Origin of the sequence: Parabacteroides sp. AM17-47, from assembly GCF_003434625.1 — a bacterium.
Classification (GTDB): domain Bacteria; phylum Bacteroidota; class Bacteroidia; order Bacteroidales; family Tannerellaceae; genus Parabacteroides; species Parabacteroides distasonis.
The window spans coordinates 1-25,298 of the sequence record NZ_QTLI01000016.1 but is presented as its reverse complement, the minus strand read 5'-3'; the positions used below and the strand labels follow the sequence as shown (position 1 = coordinate 25,298).

Sequence of the window (25,298 nt, the reverse complement as noted above, 5' to 3'; positions counted from 1 at the left end):
TGTCGCTTGCGGCTGGAGGCGCGGGGGGGGGGGGGGTATTTTGCACACCATACAACGGAGAGAACGCTCCTAACACTAAAAGCACCGTTGCTAAGTAATATTTATTATTCATAAAACTAGATTTAAGTCTCTTTTGCACTTGAATTATACTATAGATTGTTTCGAAAACATCTCATCTAAATGAGATTACCCACACGCTATTCTATCCATCTCTCACCATACCTAAAATTTTAGATTTAATTTATTAAACATCAAGGTTAACTCGCCTCAAAATCTTGTTTGTATTGAGAAGCATTTTTTTCGGCTGCAAATATAAATAAAAACCACAAAAAAACAAACAACACGATCAGGATCAACAATCCGATCCCAATCCGCGGATAGTAATTACACCCACGAACAAATCTGGCAATTAAACAACGAGAAAAAACCGGCTTCACACTTTCAGAAAGAATATAGCAAGGTTCACCAAAGAAAAGGCGAACAAACACAAAAGTGAATACACACACATATTCCTCTATCATCTCAAGCTAAATTACACACAAATTAGTTGTATTTAAATTCAGACTTTGAAGTGAAATTAAGCCTACTCATCCTCTCATTTTTTCAATTCATATAATAATAGGATTATCGTCCGGAGACAGGTCTTGTAATTCCTTGGACTCTAAAAGTACAGGAAAATACTCACACAACATTCCCGCATTGATCTCTTTCAGTAAATACTTCTCATTCCCCCAATGCGGAAAGAAGCGATACCCCTGAATGATCGACATCGGAACAGGAGCAAAGCAATAATACGATGACTAATATACAATATTTCATATCCTATTTTCCATTTTACAAGTTGAACCAATAATTCATCTTAATCATGAACGTATTCGTAGCGGGGAGTCCCCACATACGATCCAGATTACTTCCCCAGCCGGGCGAGTACCAGTTATCCCGGTTGGACATCCGGTGTTCCCATACGAAATAAAGCGTGGAGCCGGGCAAGTATTCCCAGCGGGCTACCAAGTTGGAACGGAACTCGTTGAACCGGAAATCCGGGTTGTTGAAAGCCATCCGCCCCTCTCCCTCACCGAGCGTGTAGACACCATCCGCATACGTCAAATGATCCGGATCGATACGCAGGAAACGGTTCTCAAAGGTATGCGACTTCGTATCCGCCGCTAATTTAAAATCATCGTATTTAGCGATAGAGGTGAACGGGGCGCCATAGAATTGAATGGAAATATCGGGGGTCACGTTCACTTGTAATTTCAGCGTGAGACCATAGGTCTTCTGATCCATGTGGCCCATAACATAAGCAGGGGCAGAGCCACGTGCGCCAAGCGGATGCGTCGTAGCCACATATTGCATCTCATCCGTATTCCATGCGTAATCCAGTTGCCCGGACAAATAGACATGGTTTCCCAAGCGGAAGGTCAGGCTCGGCGAGATCGTATTGAAGCGATTTCCCTCGAAATTATGATCGCCCTCGTATTTGAGCATGAACATCATTCGTTTCGCCTTATCGGTATTGAACTTAGCGGAAGTTAAGAAATAAGAACCGAAGCGAACATCCGGTCCCCCTCGCAATAAGCGGCTATCCAGCCAATTCCAAGCGAAGGTTTCCTTGACATCCCATTCATACCGGTTCATCGTCATACTTTGCCAACGCAAGGAAGCGTTGTTGCTAAAAGGAGTACCGCCGTAATTCCACATATTCTTTTGGGACAGGGTAAAGGCGTTGTACCGGAATATCTTCCAGATATCGGTCTGCCGATACATGATCTCCGTCTCATTCATCAGATAATCCGTCTCCTTCATATATCCCATATCATTCAAGTCGAAACCGGGTGACGACCAAGTAAAGGTCTCCGAGAAGTTCCATTTGGCGTTTCCTTTCCGTCCCACTTTCACATAACCACCCGTTCCGGTCAGGGAGCGACGGGTAGGATCCACCCCCAGATAATCGGCGGAGGAAGCCCTTTGATAATAATGCGCCACGCTATTCTGCAAGGCCGTGATCGCTCCGGCGCTACCATGCAAGGAACTCAACATTCCCTTTACATCTATATAATAAAGGCGATTCTTGAAATACTGGGTAAAATCAATACCCGCCGTGAAAGCGTTACGCACCATAAAATCTTCCAGATAAGGCTGATCCAAGGCACGGTTTACCGAAGTCACCATACCGCCCAGCAAGGTATTCCCCTTCCAGTTCTTTTGCACACGGGCCACGGTATAGTTTGTCAAAGGCTCCACGACTTCCACATCCTCCACCCCATTACGGGTAACCTTGGAGGAGGAACGTGCCGTCACACTCTCGATCACTCCGATCGTCAAGCCCCGTTTATTCGTACCCGTCAGTTTCAAAGCACCAATAATCGGCACATTCTCTTTCGTCTCGGCATAACTGCCTACGTTGTCTATACCCCGTGGCGTATAAGAGGGAGAGGCGCCGATCCTACGGGTATAAAACATCATATCGCTACCGTTCGCGAAATCCAAGATATGTTTTCCTTCCAAGAAGAAGGGGCGTTTCTCATCGTAAAACGTCTCGTAAGCCGTAAGGTTCATTACGGAGGGATCCAACTCCACTTGTCCGTAATCCGGATTGATCGTCATATCCAACGTATAATCCGAGAGGGCGAACTTAGCGTCCAAGCCCACGTTTCCTCCCCAGCTATGTCCTTTTTGATAAGGGCTGCCATCTATCCGGGGTTCCTGCCTGTATTTACCCATTACATACGGCAAGAACTCGATGCCGCGAGGCTTGGGAACAGAGTCCATGCCGCTCATGTTACCGAACGAAAAGACATGTCCGTTATTCTTCAAGGGAATCATGCTCCAATTTTGCACCTCGTTATTCCTACGTATGATACGGCGTATGTGCAAGCCCCAAACGCCATCCTCCGATTGCTGGTTATAGCGCAACTGGCTGAACGGGATACGCAGCTCGGCGGTCCAACTGGAATCCGCCCGATCAATATGCGTCCGGCCCTCCCAAACGGCGTTCCAGCTCTTATTGACATCCAACTTGTCGGTAACGATTAAATCGGTCTTATTCCCTCCCAGATTGATATTGAATTCCGGCGCCGCCCGATAATCATGGTAGGTATCGAAAGCGACACTGATCAAATCGCCCAGACTATTATCATCCCGGTTCCCGATAAAACGATTCATCTTATCCGGCACGGCGTCCTTACAATACACGCCTATATAGATATATTTATCATCATAGAAAAGTTTCACCCGGGTCGGAGATTGGGTGATCGCCCGCTCATAAGGGATAATCTGTACGAAACGATCCGACCATTCGCCTTGCTTCGTCCAAAAGTCCTCATCCAACTTACCGTCGATCGTAGGTTTCACTCCCGATACTTTCCGGATATTATAGGTACGTTTATACGCTTTCTCAAAGGGGACGATCGAATCTTGCTGGGCTTCGCACAACAACGAGATTCCTAAAAACACGAGTAGAGTCAGATATTTCATAATGGCCTAGACTATAAGATAACAATAAGCCTCAAAGATACACACTTCTTTTCAGAAAAGAACACATCTTCCTTAGATTTATCGCAACGAAGCCGAAGGCATACTTTCCGATACGTTCAATCACGGCGTGGCCGATTGGATCTATGGCGTGATGGGCCGGCAGGCGGTCGGCCGGAGATTTTTGGATCGTTTTGAAGCCGGCAGACGGTCTGCCGAAGGATTTTTAGCTGTTTTGGAGTCGGCAGACGGTTCGCCGGTGGATTTTTGATCACTTTGGAGCCGGCAGACGGTCCGCTGAAGGATTTTTAGCTGTTTTGGGGGCGGCAGGCCGTCTGCCGGTGGATTTTTGATTGTTTTGAAGCTGGCAGGCGGTCGGCCACGTCCCCATGAATAGCGTCACGATAAAAATCAACAACCGCCTCCCAACGCCCGGTACAGCAATATCTTCTTCCGGCATAAATCGGTGACGATATCGATATGCTCCAGCTCGCTATCCAGATAACGCTCCTCGGCAGAGAGAACCTCCAAGAAACCGGTATAGCTTAATTGGAACATCTCGCCGGCATTCACCACGGAACGCTGGTGAGCAAGGGATTCTTTCTCTTTCAAGCGGATACGCTCCGTTTGGGTCTGGCTGGCGCAATAGAGATCGAGCACCTCGGTGTAAGCGTTCAAAGCGGTCTCGTGGTATTGGGACAAGGCGATACGCTGGGAAGCCTTCGCCTCGTTCCACATCGAACGGATCTCATCGCGGCGGAAGATAGGAGCCGTGATACCCGCCGCCAAGTCGTACACCAAAGAGGCCGGCGAGTGGAACCACTTACCCACGTCAAACGCGTTGAAACCACCACTGGCGCCAAGCACCAACGAGGGATAGAAAGCCGCCTTCGCCGCTATCACATCCGCCTTGGAGGCGATCAGCTCCATCTCGGCGGAACGTACATCCGGACGCAATGTCAAGAGGTTCGCCGGAATCCCTTCCGACAAGGGAACCGGCAACTTGCGCAACTCATCGAATCCCATCCGGCGGATCTCGAAGGGGAAAACACCCAACAGGCAAGCGATCGCCCGCTCCTTCTCACCGATCAACTGATCGTTTTCCAGCAATTTACCCTCGATCGACAACACACGGGCATAAAACTGATCGACCGCCAACTGCGTCTCCGCCCCTTCCCTCTTCAACTGGCGGGTCAGCTCATGGGAACGACGGGCACTGGCCAACGCGTTCCGCAACACCTCCTTACGCCGGTCCAAGCCGATCAACTCATAATATTGAATCGCCAAATCGGAGATCAACATCGACTGGGCAAAACGGGTAGCCTCCACGGAAGCCATCCAACGAGCGGCGGCGGCCTGCTTCTTCCGGGTCAGTTTGCCCCAGATATCCGCTTCCCACTGAAAGCTCAAGCTCAAGCCGAAATCCCGGTAAGGGTCCGGTATATGCTTATCCTTCGGCAAGGAAGGCACGTTCGTCTCGCTATTCCCCACACCATCCATCGTATATTCACCGAAACGGTTCACGGAGGCTCCGATGTTCAAATTCACGTCCGGCAGCAAAAGCCCCTTCGCCCGCCGCAAGGCCGCGCGGCTCATGGCGATGCGCTCCATGCTCTGCCGGAAGGAATGATTATTGCGTAAAGCCACATCCACATAGCCTCGCAATAAGGTATCTTGGAAAAAGACATCCCACGACAACGGCTTCACGAACGTAGTGTCGTTCATTCCCATCTCGCCGGATTCCGGAAGCGAGATCCGCTCGTCCATCGATAGCTCGGGAGTCTTACAACCGGCCAAAGCGATCAGAGCCAAGGCGCAGCCTATCATTATATATCTCATCTTATCAATACACATACTCGTCTTCTTTAATTTGCTCTTTCTCTTTTCTCTTTTTAAAATAAGTAGCCAGCGACTCGAAGATCACGTAAAGCCCCGGGATCAAGAAGATACCGACAAACGTACCGATCAACATACCTCCGGCCGCCGCCGTACCGATCGAACGGTTCCCCAAGGCACCGGCTCCCGAGGCGATCGTCAATGGGATCAAGCCACTGATAAAAGCAAAGGAGGTCATCAATATCGGGCGCAAACGACTGGTAGCCCCTTGAATAGCGGCCCCCATCACGCAGACACCTTCCTTACGGCACTGGTTCGCCACCTCGATAATCAAGATCGCGTTCTTTCCCAGCAAACCGATCAACATCACCAACGCCACCTGCGCGTAAATGTTATTCTCCAGCCCTACCACGTACAGCAAGAAGAACGAGCCGAACACACCCGCCGGAAGCGACAGGATAACCGGAAGCGGAAGCAATAAGCTCTCGTATTGGGCGGCAAGCAACAGATAGACGAACGCCAAACAAATAGCGAAGATCACCAACGTTTGCCCGCCGGACTCTTTCTCTTCCTTCGCCACGCCGGACCATTCCGTATCATAACCACGGGGCAATACCTCGGCGGCGATCTCCTCGACAGCCGCCAACGCCTCACCCGAGCTGACACCCGGGGCGGCCTCGCCGGTAATCATGGCCGAGGTAAACAGGTTGTAACGGGTAATCTGGCTCGGGCCGTACACACGCTCCATCGTCATGAAGTTGGAGTAAGGCACCATATTCCCCTCCTTATTCTTAGCATACAGGCTGAACAAATCCTCCGGATTCATACGATACTCCGGAGCCGCTTGCAACATGACCTTGTACATCTGGCCGAAACGGACGAAGTTGGAGGAGTAGAAGCTACCTACATAGGATTGCAAGGTCTCCATGGACTCGTTCACGTTGATGCCTAGCTTGGCCGCCTTCGCCAAATCCACCCGGAGCAGATATTGCGGGAAATTCGGGTTGAAGCCGGAAGTGACACCGGTCAGGCGAGGATCCGCGTTCAGCTTCGCCACGAAGTTCTTGGCGACCTCATCCAGCTCGGCGAACGTACCGGCGGTCTTATCTTGCAGACGAAGCTCGAAACCGCTCGCGTTACCGAATCCCGGAACCGTAGGCGGCAGGAAGAACTGGATGTCCGCGTCCTTGATATGGGCGACGCGATCGGCGTACACGCTCATCAACTCCGCCGCCGTCTGCTCCCGTTGATCCCAAGGGGTCAGGTTAATCATACCCATACCGAAGCTGGCACCCTCCGTCTCGGTCATCAAGCTATAGCCGGCCAAGGTAGAGATCGTCTCCACCTCTTCCAACGGCAACAAAGCCGCTTGCACCTTGTTCAAGGCCGCTTCCGAACGCTCCAAGGTAGCTCCGGGAGGCGCGTCCACGTTCACATAGATCATACCTTGGTCCTCGTTCGGGATAAAGCCGGAAGGCAGCACGAACGTCATGCCCCACGTGGCCAGACAGAAAAGGATCAAGGTTGCGTACGTCAGCATCCGACGGTTCAAGAACCATCTTAAATTCAAGCGATAACGACGCTCCAAGAAATCATAACGGCGGTTAAAGCCCTCGAAGAAACGAGTCAGAAGGCCCTTCTTCGCCTTCTTCGAGTGGGATACCGGCTTCAGTAACAAGGCGCAAAGAGCCGGAGACAACGTCAAGGCGTTCACGCCGGAGATCACGATCGCCACGGCAAGCGTCAACGAGAACTGGCGATAGAAGATACCCACCGTACCATCCATGAAACCGACCGGGATAAACACGGCGGACATCACCAGCGTAATAGCGATAATCGCCCCTCCGATCTCACCGATCGCCTTTTTCGTCGCCTTCAACGGGGGCAGCTTCTCGTTGTGCATCTTCACGTGGACCGCCTCCACCACCACGATCGCGTTATCCACCACGATACCGATAGCGAGCACCAAGGCGAACAAAGTCAGCATATTGATCGAGAAACCCAGCATCTGCATAAAGAAGAACGTACCGATCAACGATACCGGAACGGCGATAGCGGGTATCAACGTAGACCGGAAATCCTGCAAGAAAAGATACACCACGATAAATACCAAGATAAACGCCTCCAGCAAGGTCTTGAGCACGACCGATATGGAAGCGTCCAAGAAACGGGATACGTCGTACGAGATATTATATTCCATACCCGGGGCAAACGTCGTTTCCTTCAATTCCTCCATCTTCGCCTTGATCTGCTGGATCACCTCACGGGCGTTCGAGCCCGGACGCTGCTTGATCATGATAGAGGCCGAGGGCTTTCCGTCCGTCATGGAGATCATATTATAATCCTCGGAATCAAACTCGATCGTAGCCACGTCTTTCAGGCGAAGCACGGAACCGTCCGGCAGGGCTTTCAAGACGATCTCGCCATACTCCTCCGGCGTGCTGAACTTACCGCTATACTGCAAGACGTATTGCAATTGCTGCGGGATCTTGTCGGAACTGATACCCGTCTTACCCGGCGCCGCCTCGATATTCTGCGAGCGGATCGCCTCCGTAACCTCTTGCGGCGACATATTATAAGCCGCCAATCGGTTCGGGTTCAGCCATACACGCATCGCATAGTCGCGGCTACCCATGATCTCCACGAATCCCACGCCGTCGATGCGCTTCAACTCACGCAAGATATTGATATCGGCGAAATTATATACGAATTTCTCCGTATGGGTACTATCCGAGCTCATGATGTTCAGGTACATCAACATACTGTTCACCTCCTTCTCCGTGATCACGCCGGCACGGATCACCTCTTCCGGAAGCTCATCCAGCACGGTGGTCACACGGTTCTGCACATTCACGGAAGCTACGTCCGGGTCGGTACCGACCTTGAAATAGATCGTAGTCAAGGACATACCGTCGTTCGTACAAACAGAGGTCATATAGGTCATTCCGGGCACGCCGTTGATGGCACGCTCCAGCGGGGTCGCCACCGTTTTCGCCATCACGTCGGCGTTCGCTCCGGTATAACGGGCGGTAACGGTAACGGATGGGGGCACGATATCCGGAAATTGGGTGATCGGCAAGGAGTTGATCGCCAGCAATCCCAAGAAGACAATTACCACCGAGATCACGCCCGATAAGATAGGGCGTCTGATAAATATTTCAAACATAGGGCTTACTTATTATTCTCGATTTCGTTAGACGATTCCAATTGACGACGGATCGTGGCTCCATCTACCATATCGGGATTGATAGTCATGCCGTCCGTGATCATCTGAACACCCTCGTAGACGATAACGGTCTGGTCCGGCAAATCCTGTGTCACGTAATAAGAACCGTGGCGAGCCAACGGCTCGAAGCTGCGTACGCTCACCTTTCCATCTTCCGCTACTGTATATACATAGGTGAAATCCTGAATCTCGAAAGTGGATTGCTGGGGAACCAAGACCACGTTCTCCATCTTGGTCAGCATCCGGATCTTACCGGATACGCCATGTCGCAGCAAACGTTCCGGGTTCGCGAAACGGGCACGGAAAGCGATCGATCCGGTACCCCGCTCAAAGTCGCCCTCCACGGTCTCTACCTTCCCTTTATACCGATAGGTGGATTGGTCGGAAAGGATCAGTTCCAGATTATTATACTCCGGCTGGTCGATACCGCTCAACTGCGTCCGTTTATATTCCAGATACTCCTTCTCGTTGATCTTGAAATAAGCGAACATATCCGATACGTCCGTCAAGGAGGTCAATAAGCTGCTCGGCGTAACCAAACTTCCCACCTTAAAGGGGATGCGGTCCACGTATCCCTCGAAAGGAGCCGTGATCGTCGTGTACGAGAAATTAGTCTCCGCACGTTGCAAACGGGATTTGGCCTGTTGCACCTGCAAGCGTGCCACGTCCGCCTCGGCCATCGCCTGCTCCAGACGGATCGGCGAGATGATATCTTTCTCCACCAAACGCTTGATGCGGTCTACCTCTACCTCCGCCATCTTCAACTCGGCTTGGGCCTGTTTGTGATGGGCTTGCGCCTCTTTCACCTCCTCGTACAATTCCGCCGAGGAAAGCTTGAAAAGCACCTGCCCTTTCTTCACGTGCTCGCCCTCGTCCACGAGGACGGCCTCCACGAATCCTTCCACTTTAGGTTTCACCTCTACAAACTGTACGGCTTGTACATCCGCTACATACGACTGCGGCACCTCGATCGTGGTCGTGGTTAACCGCATCACCGGCGTATGATCTTTCTTCCCGGACTTTTTCTCCCGGTTTTGGCTACAAGATACCCATACACAAGCCGTTAAGCATAGTAAGGGTAAATAGTTAGAAAACAATTTTATCCTCATAAAACTTATAGATTTATAATTATTTGAATACGACGAAAAGCACATAGGCGAATCACCCCATGCGCGACAATAAGAAACAGGTAAGTTCTGCTAAATCAGATAGGAACAGAACCAAACGAAATTCTGTGCTTTGTGTAGGTTATAAAATAAAGGAAGCTTGGCGCATTGCCGTAGTTCCAAGGAATGAATTAATTCATGTAAATCCAGAATCGTAAACAAGTCCCATATCAAATCGATCTCCAAGGCTCGAATTTGCACTTGCTCCTGACGTACCGTTCGCAAGGAGGCGTTATCGTCAAAATCCAACAATACATCGGGCGCCTCTTGATCGACCATTTCCATCGAGGTCGTGATAATATCCTCCGGAAAGAAATCGCTTCCAATGGAATAAAACTGTAACAGCACCAACATGATCATAAGCATGATACGCTGGTGAAGCCCAAAACGATTATTCACTGTTACATTTAGCATCTTTTATCTAATGGAGGCGCAAAGATAAACAATCTTTTTGGGAAGAAAAAACATTTCACCCGCATACGAGTATTGGTATCGCCCCACGCCGGTATAGGCATGAGGCGATGCCGGTATAGGCGTAGGGCTACACCAATACCGACACAGGCTCACGCCTATACCGGCACTTAAATATATGCCTTTACCTTCTCCCGATCCGTTTGTACCGTCTCGAATTCGGAGGACACGATACTGCTTCCCATCGGGACATTCTCATTGCGGTATTCCATTTTACTATATACGATACTTCGGGCGGACGTATGAAACTCTTTCGCTCCTGTTTCCGCCTCTATTTTCCCGATATTATTCTCACGTACGCCACATCCCGGCATGATGATGATCCGTCCGTCCGCACGTTTCACCAGCTCGGCGATCAAGGGGATTCCTTTCACGGCATCCGATTGCTGGCCGGAGGTCAAGATACGGTCGCATCCCAACTCGATTAGCTGCTCCAAGGCAGTGAATGGGTCCCGGCAAACATCGAAAGCACGATGACAAGTTACGGACAGAGGTTTTGCCGCCTCGATCAAGCGCCGCATCAAGGGTACATCGATATCCCCGTCTTTCGTAAGACAGCCGAAAACGACGCCATGCACCTTTAGCTCCTTGCACAGTTCTATATCCAATAGCATGGATTGCACCTCGGCTTCCGTATACAAGAAATCACCGCCTCTCGGACGGATAATCACATTGATATCGATCTTGGAAGTCAGAGCCTTCGCCGTCTTGATCTCTCCATAACTAGGTGTAGTTCCCCCTTCGGGTATCCCGGCGCAAAGCTCTACACGGGTAGCGCCTCCCGCCTCCGCCTCCACACAGCTTTGAGCGGAGTTCGCACATATCTCAATAATTCGTTTCATGTTTATTTAGTATTGTTGACGTACAAAATTACATAAATATCACCACTTGCTCAACAGAACCACAAATAACTATCCGATACCATTAAAAACACCCCTATTATGGATTAACAAAATAAAACAGAACTATCACCTTTACTATCAAAAAGGCAGCAAATTCGTATCTCCTTATCTATCTATGCCTTAGAAATTTGACTATAGCTTTCTGATTCGTCCAAATAAGAAACAAATTGGTCTATTTCGGAACTATAGCTAAATAGTTTAAAGTTTAACTAATCTCAAAAAGACACAAAAAGTTCTATTTTCAAGGATCGAAACGCCATAAAACGTAATATTGCAACGACATTTTAATAGGTTAAGATAAATAACAAATAGGCTTTATGGGAGAAATAAAAGGCTATATCTCACAGGTTATCGGCCCGGTAGTGGATATCCACTTTGATTATGGGACAGAAGAAACAGTAACCCTCCCCCGTATCCACGACGCCATGGAGATTTCCCGCCCGAACGGAAAGATCTTGATCGTCGAAGTTCAGCAACACATCGGGGAAAACACCGTCCGTACCGTAGCGATGGATACGACCGACGGATTGAGACGAGGCATGGAGGCCATGTCATACGGAATGCCCATCACCATGCCGACCGGCGACCAAGTCAAAGGACGTTTAATGAATGTCACAGGCGACCCTATCGACGGCATGGCCCAGCTTACTAAAGACGGGGCTCTTCCCATCCATCGTGAGCCTCCTAAATTCGAGGATCTGACAACGACCCAAGAGGTCCTGTACACGGGTATTAAAGTAATCGATTTATTGGAACCTTACGCCAAAGGAGGTAAGATCGGACTTTTCGGAGGAGCCGGAGTGGGCAAAACGGTATTGATCATGGAATTGATCAACAACATCGCAAAGAAAAACAACGGATTCTCCGTCTTCGCCGGTGTGGGTGAACGTACACGTGAAGGAAATGACCTATTGCGTGAAATGATCCAATCCGGTGTCATCCGATACGGCGAGGAGTTTAAGAAGAGTATGGAGGCAGGTAACTGGGACTTGTCGAAGATCGATTACGATGAATTGGCTAAGTCGCAAGCTACCTTGGTATTCGGGCAGATGAACGAACCGCCGGGCGCCCGCTCGTCCGTGGCCTTATCCGGTTTGACGATCGCCGAATCCTTCCGTGACAAAGCCTCTGAGGGAGAAAGAAAAGATATATTATTCTTCATCGACAATATCTTCCGTTTCACCCAAGCCGGTTCCGAGGTTTCCGCCTTGCTGGGGCGTATGCCTTCCGCCGTAGGTTACCAACCGACATTGGCCACGGAAATGGGTGCCATGCAAGAACGTATCACTTCAACCAAGAAGGGCTCCATCACCTCCGTACAGGCGGTGTATGTTCCTGCCGATGACTTGACGGACCCGGCTCCGGCGACTACCTTTACGCACTTGGACGCGACAACCGTCCTCAGCCGCAAGATCACGGAACTCGGTATCTATCCGGCCGTAGACCCGCTGGAATCTACCTCCCGCATCCTTGATCCGCTGATCGTAGGCAAGGAGCATTACGACACAGCGCAACAGGTAAAACAAATCCTGCAACGGAACAAGGAACTTCAAGATATCATATCCATCCTCGGTATGGAAGAACTTTCCGACGAGGACAGGCTAACGGTCAACCGGGCCCGCCGTGTACAACGTTTTCTGTCCCAGCCCTTCTCCGTGGCGGAACAATTCACTGGCGTACCCGGTGTCATGGTCTCTATAGAGGATACGATCCGGGGATTCAAGATGATCATGGACGGGGAAACGGATGACATACCCGAACAGGCATTCTTAAACGTAGGAACCATCGAGGATGTCTTGGAGAAGGCCAAGCAGCTGAAAGAACAAGCAAATTAATCGATATGAAACTGGAAATTGTATCACCGGACGGCATTCTTTTCGAAGGCGAGACCGAATCTGTCTCATTCCCGGGAGTTGCCGGTTCATTCGATATCTTGCCTCATCACGCCCCATTGATAGCAGCGTTGAAGGCGGGTACGATCCGGTTCGAGGCAAACGGCAAAAGACAAGAACAAACGATACAAAGCGGATTTGTAGAGGTAAAAGACGACATCCTATCCGTTTGCGTCGAATAAAAACATACGACAATGAATGGCAGATTAAAAATGAGGTTAATGGGTTTGATCACGTTTATCAACGTGGCAATAGGCGTTTCATTGGGTGGTTTATTATATACCATCTGGCCGGAACACTATTTCTCGTGGTATCCGTCCATTCCCTTCTTTTACTGGGTCATGGCCATGGCGATGACTTTCTTCCTAGACCGGGTAAAAAGTAAAAACGGAGATGTGACCGTAACCATGTACATGCTAGTCCGGTTGTGTAAGTTCACGCTCGCTTTCGTCTTCTTATGGATGTACGCGGCGTTTGTCGGGCAACAATTAAAGACATTTGGTTTCACGTTGATGTTATTCTATTTCATTTACCTCGGACTGGAGACTTACATTTTATATCTGTTTGAAAAGAAAAGAATGAAAAGAGAGAAAAGGGAAAAGGATGATGAGTACAATCAAAGATAACAAATACATATGGATCGCTTTCTGGATGTGGCTCAGCTTTCTCACTCCGGCAAAAGCGGCGTCCGGCGAGATAGACGTGCAGGATATCGTCTTCTCCCACATTCAAGACGCCTATACATGGCATATCACGGAATGGAACGGACAAGAGATTGCGATTCCCCTGCCTATCTTGGTAAAAAGCGAGGAAAGAGGATGGGATTTATTCCTGTCATCCCATCTACATCAAGGCCGGACGCATCACAATTATTATATCGCCGGGGAAGGTGAGCATGCGGGAAAGGTTGTTGAGAAGAACAGTGCCGGAGAAGAGGTTCGCCCGATGGATTTCTCATTGACCAAGAATGTTTGCGGACTGTTCCTCAGTTGCGGTCTCTTGCTTTTCATCGTTCTCCGAACCGCCCATTGGTATAAAAAGCACCCGAACGAGGCGCCGGGCGGATTTATCGGATTGATGGAAATGGCCATCTCCTACATACAAGACGGGGTGATCAAAGAGGCGATCGGAAAAGAATATAAGCCGTTCTCGTCCTATTTGCTGACGGTATTTTTCTTTATCTTGATCAACAACCTGATCGGAATCATACCTATTTTCCCGGGAGGCGCTAATATTACGGGAAATATAGCGGTAACAGGCGTATTGGCACTTTGTACGTTTATAGCGGTCAACCTGTTCGCCACGAAAGCGTACTGGAAAGAGATCTTTTGGCCCAAAGCGCCGATCTACTTGAAACTGCCCTTGCCGATCATGCCGTTCGTGGAGTTCTTCGGGGTATTCACCAAGCCGTTCGCGTTGATGATCCGTCTGTTCGCCAACATCATGGCGGGCCATACGATTATCTTGGCGCTAACCTGTTTGATATTCATAACGGCAACCATGGGAGTAGCCGTGAATTTCGGTATGACGATCGTATCCGTCTTGTTCTGTGCGTTCATGAACTGTCTGGAATTGTTAGTAGCTTGCTTGCAAGCTTATATTTTCACCCTGCTGTCGGCCAACTATATCGGATTGGCCAAGGTAAGGGAATAAATCCAAAGAAATTAAGGTATTAGAATTATATTATTAAGGTTACTAATTTAAAATTAAACACTATGTTATCGACTATTTTATTACAAGCGGCAGCCGGGATGGGCGTAGCGAAGATGGGAGCCACTATAGGAGCGGGATTCGCCGCCATAGGTGCAGGTATCGGAATCGGATTGATCGGTAAAGGTGCCGTTGAAGCTATTGGACGCCAGCCGTCGGCCGCAGGAGAGATCCGTACCTCGATGTTGATTATGGGAGCGTTGGTAGAAGGTGTGGCATTGTTCGCTATTGTCGTATGTTTCTTAGCGTTGTTCCAATAAAAAAGTAACAAACTATGTCTTTATTAACACCGGATTCAGGGCTTCTATTCTGGATGATCGTTTCATTCGGGATTGTCTTCGTGATCCTTTCCAAATACGGTTTTCCCGTGATCGTCAAGGCAATCGAACAACGGAAAGCTTACATTGACAATTCCTTAGAGACGGCACGTCAGGCGAATGAGCGACTTGCCCATATCCAAGCCGAGGGCGAGAAGATGCTAGCCGAGGCCAAGGAAAAGCAAAACGCCGTCCTGAAGGAAGCCTTTGCCGAAAAGGAGCGGATCATCGAGGAGGCACGTAAAAAGGCCGTCTCCGAGGCACATCTGCAGATAGAGGAGGCTACCCGGCGTATCCGCGAAGAAAAAGAGAAAGCTATTCGCGAAGTCCGCTCGGAGATAGCGGATCTGTCTATCGCTATCGCAGAGAAAGTAATGAAAGAGAAAATCGGCCGGGATAAGGAACAACAACAGATGATCGACCGGCTGCTGGATGAGGTATCGTTTAGTAAATCGTAAGGTATGGATATAGGAACTATTTCTTCCCGGTATGCCAAGGCGCTTTTCTCCCTAGCGAAAGACAAGGGACAGGAAAGCCGGGTATATGATGATATGAAGATGTTGGCGGACAGCTTCTCGATGGAGCCGGAGCTTAGGGGTGCCTTGAGCAACCCGATCGTTTCCGTACCGGAGAAAGTGAAATTGCTTACGGCGGCGGGAGGTATCGAGGTATGCGAGCTATATACACGTTTTATCAATCTGGTATTAGCCCATAAACGGGAGACGTTACTGCCCTTCATCGCATACATTTATATCCATTTGTACCGGAAAGAGAAGAAGATTACCCGGGTACGATTCGACACGGCCGTAACGGTAGACGATGCGGTCAAGTCTCACCTGCAAGACAAGCTGCGGAAAGAGACGGGATGCACGATCGAGTTCTCCGGCCATGTGGAACCGGAACTAATCGGGGGCTTCCGCCTACGCATCGGCAATTACCGGATAGACGCTAGCTATGCGACGCAACTACGGGATATCCGTACCGGGCTACTCGAAAACAGATAAAAAAGAAGAAGTATGACAGAACAGATAAAAGTGAGTGAAGTCTCCTCCATCCTGCGCCAGCAATTGGAAGGAATCCATACCAGCATCAAGCTGGAGGAGGTCGGGACCGTATTGCAGGTGAGTGACGGCGTGGCCCGCATCTACGGGCTGGATAATGCGGAGGCGAACGAGTTGCTTCAATTCGATAACGGGATGGAAGCGATCGTGATGAACTTGGAGGAAGATAATGTAGGCGCCGTCCTTTTAGGTCCGACCGACCGAATCAAGGAGGGCGACACCGTAAAACGCACGGGCCGCATCGCCTCTATCGATGTCAGCGAGGGGATGATCGGGCGTGTGATCGACCCGTTGGGAAACCCGATCGACGGGAAAGGCGAGATCCTTGGTGAGACTTGCGAGATGCCGCTTGAGCGCAAGGCTCCGGGCGTGATCTTCCGTCAGCCGGTAAACGAGCCTTTGCAAACCGGTATCAAGGCCGTAGACGCTATGATCCCTATCGGAAGGGGACAACGTGAGTTGATCATCGGCGACCGGCAGACGGGAAAGACCTCGATCGCTATCGATACCATCATCAACCAACGTAGCAACTACGAGGCAGGGAACCCGGTTTACTGTATTTACGTGGCGATCGGGCAAAAGGGTTCCACGGTAGCGGCCTTGGTGAACACCTTGCAAGAGAAAGGCGCCATGGACTATACGATTGTCGTAAGTGCGACCGCCTCCGACCCGGCAGCCATGCAATATTTCGCCCCGTTCGCCGGAGCGGCCATCGGAGAGTACTTCCGGGATAGCGGACGACACGCCTTGGTGGTCTACGACGATCTGTCCAAGCAAGCGGTCGCCTACCGTGAGGTTTCCTTAATCCTTCGCCGCCCTTCCGGGCGTGAGGCGTACCCGGGTGATATCTTTTACCTGCACTCCCGCCTATTGGAACGTGCCGCCAAGATCATCAACCAGCCGGAGGTAGCCCGTGAGATGAACGATCTCCCCGAAAGCATGAGAGACAAGGTGAAAGGCGGTGGCTCCTTGACCGCTTTACCGATCATCGAGACTCAGGCGGGAGACGTATCGGCTTATATCCCGACCAACGTGATCTCTATCACCGACGGACAGATATTCCTTGAGACCGATTTATTCAACCAAGGGAACCGCCCGGCTATCAATGTCGGAATCTCCGTTTCCCGTGTAGGCGGTAACGCACAATTAAAGGCGATGAAAAAGGTAGCGGGTACCTTGAAAATCGATCAGGCTCAGTTCCGTGAATTGGAATCATTTTCCAAGTTCGGGGGCGAGATGGATGCCGTCACCGCTTTCACGATCGATAAGGGGCAGAAGAATACCCAGTTACTGATACAGCCTCAATATAGCCCGATGCCGGTGGAAGAGCAAATCTCGATCCTTTATTGCGGAACGCAAGGTCTGCTGAAAGAGGTTCCATTGGACAAGGTGCATGAGTTCGAGGCAAGGTTCTTGCAAGAATTACGGACTTCTCATCAACGGGACGTACTGGATGTCTTAAAGACCGGCGTTATCAATGATGAGATACGAGGCATATTGGAAAAAACAGCGAAGGAGCTATGGGTTCATTGAAAGAAATAAAAGTCCGGATCGCCTCTATACGGAGTACGCAGAAGATCACCGCCGCCATGAAAATGGTATCGTCGGCCAAGTTTCATCATGCCCAGACGCAAACCGAGCACACACTTACATATGCTAATAAACTATCCGCTATCTTAAACGGTCTTCTTTCGGCGGAATGCGACCTAGACTCACCTTACACCGAACAGCGTAAGGTGAGCAAGGTGGCTATCGCCGTATTCGCCTCGAGCACGGGTTTATGCGGGACATTCAATGCCAATATATGGAAAGAGTTATCCGCCACGATCCAGACTTATAAGAACCAGCAAATAGAGGTAGGCCTCTACCCTATCGGCAAGAAAATAGCGGATGAGCTTCATAAAGCGGGGTATAGCTTCGACACTGATTTCGTCACGATCGGCGAAAAGCCGTCTTATGAAAGCGCCGTATCCTTGGCGAACCGTCTCATGGAGCTGTTCGTCACGGGTAAAGCGGACCGGGTGGAATTACTGTATCACCATTTCAAGAACATGGCGACACAAGTCGTAACCCACAAGACGTATCTTCCCCTTTCCCTCTCGGATACGGAAGCGGCGGAAACGGCCACCGACTACATCCTTGAGCCCTCGGCGGAAGAGTTGCGTAACCGGCTTTTCCCGAAATTGCTGAACCTAACCATCTATACGATCCTACTCGACACCTCGACCGCCGAGCACGCCGCCCGTATGATGGCTATGCAGACCGCCAACGACAATGCGAACGATTTAATCCAACAATTAACTTTGCAATATAATAAAACCCGCCAGCAAGCCATCACCAACGAATTGCTGGATATCATGGGAGGAGCGGCCGTTTCATCGTAATAAAAACGGGATGCTTCCTTGACTAAACAGACAATGATCCGTATGTAAAACACTTTACTAACGGATCATTTCTTATTTACAAAAAAAAGTAAGACCTTTGCTCACCAAAACATAAGCCTATATACATTATATTATACCAATCTAGGATCGTACTCATGATGAATCAAGAAAAGCTAAAAGGGCATCTCCTTATTTTAGCGGCCAACATCCTGTTCGCCATTAATATGCCCGTATCCAAATATCTACTCCCCGAGCATGTGCAACCCGAGGCGTTAACCAGTATGCGGATGAGCTTCGCTTGCGTGATGTTCTGGATCACCTCCCTATTCGTTCCCTATGAGAAAGTGCCGTTGAAGGACTTGGGACTTCTATGCCTTTGCGCCCTTTGCGGAGTAGGCTTGAACCAAGGGCTGTTTATCTGGGGATTGAATACCACGTCGCCGGTAGACGCTTCCATCATAGCGACCGCCGTCCCCATCTTTGTCATGATCTTGGCGGCCCTGATCCTAAAGGAACCTATCACACGGATGAAAACGTTCGGGGTACTGCTTGGTATATGCGGGGCGATCTCCTTAATACTACAATCCACGCAAGGTTCCAATCAAGCGAGCAGTCTAGGGGGAAACCTCTTGATTACGGTTAGTGGATTCATGTACTCGATCTATTTGGTAGTATCCAAGCCACTAACACTCAAGTACTCATCCGTCACGATGATGAAATGGATGTTCCTGTTCTCCACGCTGATTACCCTGCCTTTCGCTATCGAATCCATCTGGAATACCCCGGCTTTCCATAAAGAGGTCTTCGACGGCCAAGAGCTGGGAGCCATTTTCTTCGTGCTATTCGGGGCCACGTTCGTACCCTATTTATTAATACCGCTGGCCTTAAAGCGAATCCGCCCGACTACCGTCAGCATGTACAATTATATCCAACCGATCGTAGCTTCCTTTATCGCCGTATTCATCGGTCAGGATAGTTTTAGCGTAACGAAACTAGTATCGGCCGCACTTGTTTTCTCCGGCGTCTATTTAGTGACCCAAAGCAAGAGCCGGGCGGACCTTGAACAACAAAATAGTCAATCTTTTGACAAAAACGCTTGCAATATGAAAAATAATGCGTAATATTGCCCCCATAATATAAAAGAATAAGTAGCATACAAAATCAATGATGAGTGTAGAGTCCTCATATTATACATGGGCATTGATGACCCCTTGGGGGGTTAGAATCTATTAATAAGCATTCGCGTAGACCACGTCACGCTATGTCGCAATCTCGTATTGCATCCTTTTTTATTTCTCCTTTTACATAAATAAGTTTAATCAATCGGTTATTGTCGGTTGTTAATCATGAAAAAGCCTTTTCTTGATTGTCAATCCTCGATGAACCATTAAAAATACATATCGATGAAAGTATTAAAATTCGGCGGAACATCCGTAGGTTCCGTGAATAGTATCTTAAGTGTAAAGAAAATAGTAGAGGCTATCGAAGAGCCCGTAATCGTGGTTGTCTCCGCCTTAGGGGGCATCACCGATAAATTACTGGCCACTTCTACCATGGCTTCTAAAGGCGACCTTGCCTACGAGAAAGAATTATCGGAGATCATCGCCCGCCATCTGGACGTGATCGAGGGAGTGATAGAGGACAAGGAGGTACGCATGGATGTCCAGAAGAAAGTGATGGCTTTACTGGATGAATTGAGCAATATTTTCAAAGGTGTTTATTTGATTAACGATTTATCCGCCAAGACATCCGATACGATCGTAAGTTATGGCGAGCGCCTATCTTCCTTGATCGTCTCGAACGTGATCAAGGACGCTAAGTTGTTCGACTCACGCAAATATATCAAGACAGTCAAGCAATTCAACAAGCATATCGTGGATTTCGACTTGACCAACAAGCTCATAAAAGAGACCTTCTCGCCTCTGCCCAAGGTTTCCTTGGTGCCCGGATTCATCTCTTCCAGCACGGAAACCGGAGAGGTTACGAACCTCGGACGAGGGGGATCGGATTATACCGCCTCCATCTTGGCGACCGCCTTAGACGCTAACACCTTGGAGATCTGGACAGACGTGGATGGTTTCATGACCGCCGATCCCCGTGTGATCAGCTCCGCCTACGTAATCGACCGGCTTACTTTCACGGAGGCGATGGAGTTGTGTAACTTCGGGGCGAAAGTAATCTATCCGCCGACGATCTATCCGGTTTATCATAAGAATATCCCGATCCGTATCTTGAATACCTTCAACCCGACCGCTCCCGGAACCTATATTTCGAAAGAGCGGGTGAAAGAGGAAGGCAAGGCCATCATCAAGGGTATCTCCTCCATCAACGATACCTGTTTGATCACGGTACAAGGTTTAGGTATGGTGGGCGTGATCGGCGTGAACTACCGGATCTTTAAGACGCTCGCCAAGAATGGCATCAGCGTATTTATGGTATCGCAGGCCAGCTCCGAGAATAATACGACTTTCGCCGTACGTAACGCCGACGCTGATTTGGCCGTACAAGTATTGAACGACGAGTTCGCCTTGGAACGTGCGCAGGGTGATATGAACGATACCGTAGCGGAGAAGGATCTGGCTACCGTCGCTATTGTAGGCGAGAACATGAAACGTACCCCGGGTATCGCCGGGAAGCTGTTCGGTACGCTGGGACGTGCGGGCATCAGCGTGATCGCTTGCGCCCAAGGCGCTTCCGAGACGAATATCTCTTTCGTTATCAAGCATAAATACCTTCGCAAGGCGTTGAACTCCATTCATGACTCTTTTTTCCTATCCGAATATAAGGTATTGAACCTTTTCATCGCCGGTGTAGGAACCGTAGGCGGCAATTTATTGGAACAGATACGCATCCAGCAACCGAAACTGATGCGGCAAAACGGTTTGAAGCTGAATGTCGTAGGTATCTCAAACTCCAAGAAAGCCCTTTTATGCCGGGAAGGGATCAACCTCGACAATTATCTGGAGGAGCTGAAGGAGAACGGGGAAGAGAGCAACCCGGAGCATCTGTGCGAAGAGATCGTAAAGATGAATATCTTCAACTCCGTATTCGTGGATTGCACGGCAAGCCCGGACGTGGCGGCTCTTTACGAGACGTTGATGAACAATAACGTATCCGTCGTGGCGGCTAATAAAGAAGCGGCCTCCTCCTCCTACGATAATTATACCAAGCTCAAGGAGACCGCCCGCCACCGAGACATCAAGTTCTTGTTCGAGACGAACGTAGGCGCCGGCCTCCCGATCATCAATACGATGAACGATTTGATCAATAGCGGCGACCATATATTGAAACTGGAGGCCGTACTTTCCGGTACGCTGAATTATATCTTTAATACGATCAGCGCCGATATTCCTTTCAGCGAGGCGATCCATATGGCAAAGGAAGCCGGATACGCCGAGCCGGACCCACGTATCGACCTTAGCGGCAAAGACGTAATCCGTAAGCTGGTTATCTTGGCTCGTGAGGCCGGTTATCCAGTGGAGCAAGCCGACGTAAAACGGAACCTGTTCATCCCGGAAAAGTACTTCGAGGGTTCCCTTGAGGACTTCTGGAAGAATATCAAGGATACAGATGCCGGTTTCGAGGAGAAACGCCAGCTACTGGAAGCGGAAGGCAAACGCTTCCGTTTCGTGGCGAAGATGGAGAACGGCGCTTGCGAGGTAGGCCTACAAGCCGTAGACAGCCACCATCCGTTCTATGAACTGGAGGGCAGCAACAATATTATCATGATCTCCACCGAGAGATATCATGAATATCCAATGATCATCAAGGGATATGGTGCCGGAGCCGACGTGACAGCCGCAGGCGTATTCGCCGACATCATATCCATTGCTAATATTCGATAGGTATGAAGCACATTATCATTTTAGGCGATGGAATGGCCGACGAGCCGATAGAGGCTCTGGGAGGCAAGACCCCGATGCAATACGCCAAGACTCCTTATATGGATAAATTGGTGGAACTGGGAGTAACCGGGCAGATGAAAACCGTAGCGGATGGTTTCCATCCCGGTAGCGAGGTCGCGAACATGGCGGTATTAGGCTATGACCTGCCCTCCGTATACGAGGGACGGGGTGTATTGGAAGCCGCCAGTATAGGCGTCGCCCTGCAACCCGGCGAGATGGCGATGCGTTGTAACTTAATCTGCGTAGAAGGCGACATCTTGAAGAATCACTCTTCCGGCCATATCTCCACGGAGGAAGCGGACGAGTTGATCCAATGCCTGAACGAGCGATTAGGCTCCGACCGTGTCAAGTTCTATACGGGTGTCTCCTACCGCCACCTATTGGTAATCAAAGGAGGCGATAAGCGTCTGGATTGCACGCCACCACACGACGTACCCCTCCATCCTTTCCGGCCTTTAATGATAAAACCGGAAGTTCCGGAAGCACGAGAGACCGCCGATTTATTAAACGAATTAATCCTCAAGTCCCAAGAGATCTTAAAGGATCACCCGGTGAACCTCAAACGTATGGCAGCGGGGAAAGATCCGGCGAACAGTATCTGGCCTTGGTCTCCGGGCTACCGTCCGGCCATGCGAACGATGCGGGAGATGTACGGCTTCGGGAAAGGCTCCGTGATCTCCGCCGTCGATCTCATCCGGGGAATCGGCGTTTACGCCGGCCTCGAGGTGCTTCACGTAGAGGGAGCTACCGGATTATACGACACGAACTACGAGGGAAAAGCGCACGCCGCCCTTGAGGCCCTCAAGACAAATGACTTCGTCTACCTGCATATCGAGGCAAGCGACGAGGCCGGGCATGAGGGAGACGTAGACCTAAAGATCAAGACGATAGAGTATCTGGACAACCGTGCCGTACGTATCATCTACGAGGAAACGCAAAAATGGGACGAGCCGGTAGCGATCGCTATCCTTCCGGACCACCCCACTCCTTGCTCCATACGTACGCATACAAATACCCCGGTTCCATTCCTGATTTACAAGCCGGGCGAGCAACCCGACTCCGTTACCACATTTGATGAGTTCTCCGTATCAAACGGCAAATATGGCATACTGGAAAAAGATCAATTTATAAAAGAATTTCTAAACGATTAGAGCATGAAATATTACAGCACAAACAAACAAGCCCCTGTAGCCAGCCTAGAAGAGGCCGTCGTAAAAGGTCTGGCCGGCGATAAGGGATTATATATGCCCGAGTATATTGACTCCTTGGACGAGGAGGTGATAGCCAACATGAAGAACCAGTCCTTCCACGAGATCGCCTGCACAGTAGCTCAGATGTTCTTCGGGGAAGACATCGAGCCGGAGGTATTGGACGGTATCGTAAAAGATACGCTCTCCTTCGAGACCCCGGTGGTACCCGTAAAGGGTAATATCTATAGCTTAGAGTTATTTCACGGGCCTACATTGGCCTTTAAGGATGTAGGAGGGCGCTTCATGGCTCGTCTGCTCGGTTATTTCATAAAGAAAGAGGGATTGAAGCAAGTAAACGTATTGGTAGCTACTTCCGGCGATACGGGAAGCGCCGTCGCCAACGGATTCCTAGGCGTTCCGGGCATTCACGTGTATGTGCTTTATCCCAAGGGAAAGGTCAGCCCGATACAGGAATGCCAGTTCACGACATTAGGACAGAACATCACGGCATTGGAGATAGACGGCACGTTCGACGATTGCCAAGCGCTGGTTAAATCCGCCTTTATGGACGAGGAATTAAACCGTCATATGAAACTGACCTCGGCGAACTCCATCAACGTAGCCCGTTTCTTGCCCCAATCGTTCTACTATTTCAACGCTTACGCTCAGCTGGACAAGCAGGGAAAAGCGGACGAGCTGGTCGTTTGCGTGCCGAGCGGTAATTTCGGAAACATCACCGCCGGATTGTTCGCCTATTGGATGGGGCTCCCTATCAAACGTTTCGTAGCGGCAAACAACCGTAACGACGTATTCTTGGAATACCTGAATACAGGAACTTATACACCCCGCCCATCAGTCGCCACCCTAGCGAACGCCATGGATGTAGGCGATCCGAGTAATTTCGCCCGTATCATCGACCTATTCGGCGCATTCAATGATCCCCATAAAGAAATATGCGCACTGATCTCCGGACATCGCTATACGGACGAGGAAATCGCCTCTACGATGCGAGCCGTCTATAAAGAGACGGGATATATCCTCGACCCACACGGAGCCTGTGGCTACCAAGGATTACTAGACAGCGACCTAAGCGAGACCGAGACGGGTCTATTCCTCGAGACCGCCCATCCCGCCAAATTCAAAGGAACGGTCGATAAGATATTGGAGGCAGATATCGAGATCCCGGCGAAACTGAAAGCCTTCATGGAAGGAACCAAGCAAAGCATCGAGCTGGCAAAAGATTTCGAGGGATTCAAATCTTTCTTGATGAGCCGGTAAAAAGAAGAATAGTTTTCGTAATTGATATAAAATGGAAGGTGTAGCAAATTGATATTATCGATATTTGCCACACCTTCCATTTTTATCACCTAGGACATACAAAAACAGGCGAGAATTTCAAAAAGAAATTCCGTAAGCAAGCTTTTCTTCCGAAAAGTCATGTTATTAAATTCGATTAATTATAAGCCAAATGTATAATTATTGGAGAAATAGAGTTTTTATAGGATCAGTCGATAATTGGTGGGGATAATTATTTTCATCTATTTAAAATCTCTAGCTTTGCTCTATGGAAACGAATCAACTTTATACATTAGCTCAGAAAGTACTACCAAGTGCAGTTCTTACGTATTTTAATATCGTCAACATAGAAAGCACATCCACCGAGATTTTCATCCATCTTGATGAAAAGATGAGTGACAGTCTTAATATACATTAACCGCCTCTCCCCCCGATGGTTATCGGGAAATGGCAGAGGAACTATAGATA

General features: G+C 49.5%; 20 protein-coding genes. 13 read left to right on the top strand and 7 right to left on the bottom strand.

Annotation, left to right across the window (positions count from 1 at the left end; all coding sequences use genetic code 11):
- Window positions 1-608 precede the first annotated feature (608 nt).
- From DW205_RS22150 to DW205_RS13685, 7 genes are all read right to left on the bottom strand, one after another.
- Window positions 609-770 carry a hypothetical protein gene (locus DW205_RS22150; RefSeq protein WP_008778049.1) on the bottom strand — a complete coding sequence of 54 codons (162 nt, stop codon included), beginning with the start codon at window positions 768-770 and terminating at the stop codon, window positions 609-611.
- Window positions 771-834: 64 nt separating this feature from the next.
- Window positions 835-3,477: a DUF5916 domain-containing protein gene (locus DW205_RS13710; protein ID WP_005865940.1), complete on the bottom strand. Its 2,643-nt coding sequence runs from the start codon at window positions 3,475-3,477 to the stop codon at window positions 835-837.
- A 408-nt stretch (window positions 3,478-3,885) separates the two neighbouring features.
- Complete coding sequence (locus tag DW205_RS13705; protein WP_005865938.1) at window positions 3,886-5,328, bottom strand: efflux transporter outer membrane subunit; 1,443 nt, start codon at window positions 5,326-5,328, stop codon at window positions 3,886-3,888.
- Window positions 5,318-8,476 carry an efflux RND transporter permease subunit gene (locus DW205_RS13700; protein ID WP_005865936.1) on the bottom strand — a complete coding sequence of 1,053 codons (3,159 nt, stop codon included), beginning with the start codon at window positions 8,474-8,476 and terminating at the stop codon, window positions 5,318-5,320. The genes DW205_RS13705 and DW205_RS13700 overlap by 11 nt, the downstream gene beginning before the upstream one ends.
- A 5-nt stretch (window positions 8,477-8,481) precedes the next feature.
- Window positions 8,482-9,645 (bottom strand): efflux RND transporter periplasmic adaptor subunit, encoded by a 1,164-nt coding sequence (locus DW205_RS13695; RefSeq protein ID WP_005865934.1) that lies wholly within the window; start codon window positions 9,643-9,645, stop codon window positions 8,482-8,484.
- Window positions 9,646-9,735: 90 nt separating this feature from the next.
- Window positions 9,736-10,116: a hypothetical protein gene (locus DW205_RS13690; protein ID WP_005865932.1), complete on the bottom strand. Its 381-nt coding sequence runs from the start codon at window positions 10,114-10,116 to the stop codon at window positions 9,736-9,738.
- 167 nt (window positions 10,117-10,283) lie between these two features.
- Window positions 10,284-11,015: a copper homeostasis protein CutC gene (locus tag DW205_RS13685; RefSeq protein WP_005861801.1), complete on the bottom strand. Its 732-nt coding sequence runs from the start codon at window positions 11,013-11,015 to the stop codon at window positions 10,284-10,286.
- Between the two features lie 377 nt (window positions 11,016-11,392).
- Here DW205_RS13685 and atpD point away from each other — a divergent pair, with 377 nt between their 5' ends.
- From atpD to thrC, 13 genes are all read left to right on the top strand, one after another.
- Complete coding sequence (gene atpD / locus DW205_RS13680) at window positions 11,393-12,910, top strand: F0F1 ATP synthase subunit beta (RefSeq protein WP_005865930.1); 1,518 nt, start codon at window positions 11,393-11,395, stop codon at window positions 12,908-12,910.
- Window positions 12,911-12,915: 5 nt separating this feature from the next.
- Window positions 12,916-13,149, top strand: coding sequence for an ATP synthase F1 subunit epsilon (atpC, locus tag DW205_RS13675; RefSeq protein ID WP_005861798.1), 234 nt, complete (start codon window positions 12,916-12,918; stop codon window positions 13,147-13,149).
- Between the two features lie 12 nt (window positions 13,150-13,161).
- Entirely contained in the window at window positions 13,162-13,593 is a 432-nt protein-coding gene (locus DW205_RS13670; protein WP_008778048.1) for a hypothetical protein, read from the top strand.
- Window positions 13,571-14,620 (top strand): F0F1 ATP synthase subunit A, encoded by a 1,050-nt coding sequence (gene atpB, locus DW205_RS13665; protein ID WP_008774074.1) that lies wholly within the window; start codon window positions 13,571-13,573, stop codon window positions 14,618-14,620. Before DW205_RS13670 ends, atpB begins: the two co-directional genes overlap by 23 nt.
- Before the next feature lie 62 nt (window positions 14,621-14,682).
- A complete protein-coding gene (gene atpE, locus DW205_RS13660; protein WP_005861792.1) occupies window positions 14,683-14,937 on the top strand; it encodes an ATP synthase F0 subunit C in 255 nt (84 codons plus the stop codon).
- Window positions 14,938-14,951: 14 nt separating this feature from the next.
- Window positions 14,952-15,452, top strand: coding sequence for a F0F1 ATP synthase subunit B (atpF, locus tag DW205_RS13655; protein ID WP_005861790.1), 501 nt, complete (start codon window positions 14,952-14,954; stop codon window positions 15,450-15,452).
- A gap of 3 nt (window positions 15,453-15,455) precedes the next feature.
- Window positions 15,456-15,998 (top strand): F0F1 ATP synthase subunit delta, encoded by a 543-nt coding sequence (locus DW205_RS13650; protein ID WP_005865923.1) that lies wholly within the window; start codon window positions 15,456-15,458, stop codon window positions 15,996-15,998.
- Between the two features lie 12 nt (window positions 15,999-16,010).
- On the top strand, window positions 16,011-17,588 hold the full coding sequence (atpA, locus tag DW205_RS13645) for a F0F1 ATP synthase subunit alpha (RefSeq protein ID WP_005865921.1): 1,578 nt from the start codon (window positions 16,011-16,013) through the stop codon (window positions 17,586-17,588).
- Entirely contained in the window at window positions 17,576-18,439 is an 864-nt protein-coding gene (locus DW205_RS13640; protein WP_005865919.1) for a F0F1 ATP synthase subunit gamma, read from the top strand. The genes atpA and DW205_RS13640 overlap by 13 nt, the downstream gene beginning before the upstream one ends.
- Before the next feature lie 155 nt (window positions 18,440-18,594).
- Window positions 18,595-19,560, top strand: coding sequence for a DMT family transporter (locus tag DW205_RS13635; RefSeq protein WP_005865917.1), 966 nt, complete (start codon window positions 18,595-18,597; stop codon window positions 19,558-19,560).
- A gap of 282 nt (window positions 19,561-19,842) precedes the next feature.
- The gene (gene thrA / locus DW205_RS13630) at window positions 19,843-22,284 is read left to right on the top strand and encodes a bifunctional aspartate kinase/homoserine dehydrogenase I (RefSeq protein ID WP_005861780.1); all 2,442 of its coding nucleotides are present in this window, start codon (window positions 19,843-19,845) and stop codon (window positions 22,282-22,284) included.
- Between the two features lie 2 nt (window positions 22,285-22,286).
- Entirely contained in the window at window positions 22,287-23,495 is a 1,209-nt protein-coding gene (locus DW205_RS13625) for a cofactor-independent phosphoglycerate mutase (RefSeq protein ID WP_005865915.1), read from the top strand.
- Window positions 23,496-23,498: 3 nt separating this feature from the next.
- On the top strand, window positions 23,499-24,812 hold the full coding sequence (gene thrC, locus DW205_RS13620) for a threonine synthase (protein ID WP_005865913.1): 1,314 nt from the start codon (window positions 23,499-23,501) through the stop codon (window positions 24,810-24,812).
- Window positions 24,813-25,298: the final 486 nt, after the last annotated feature.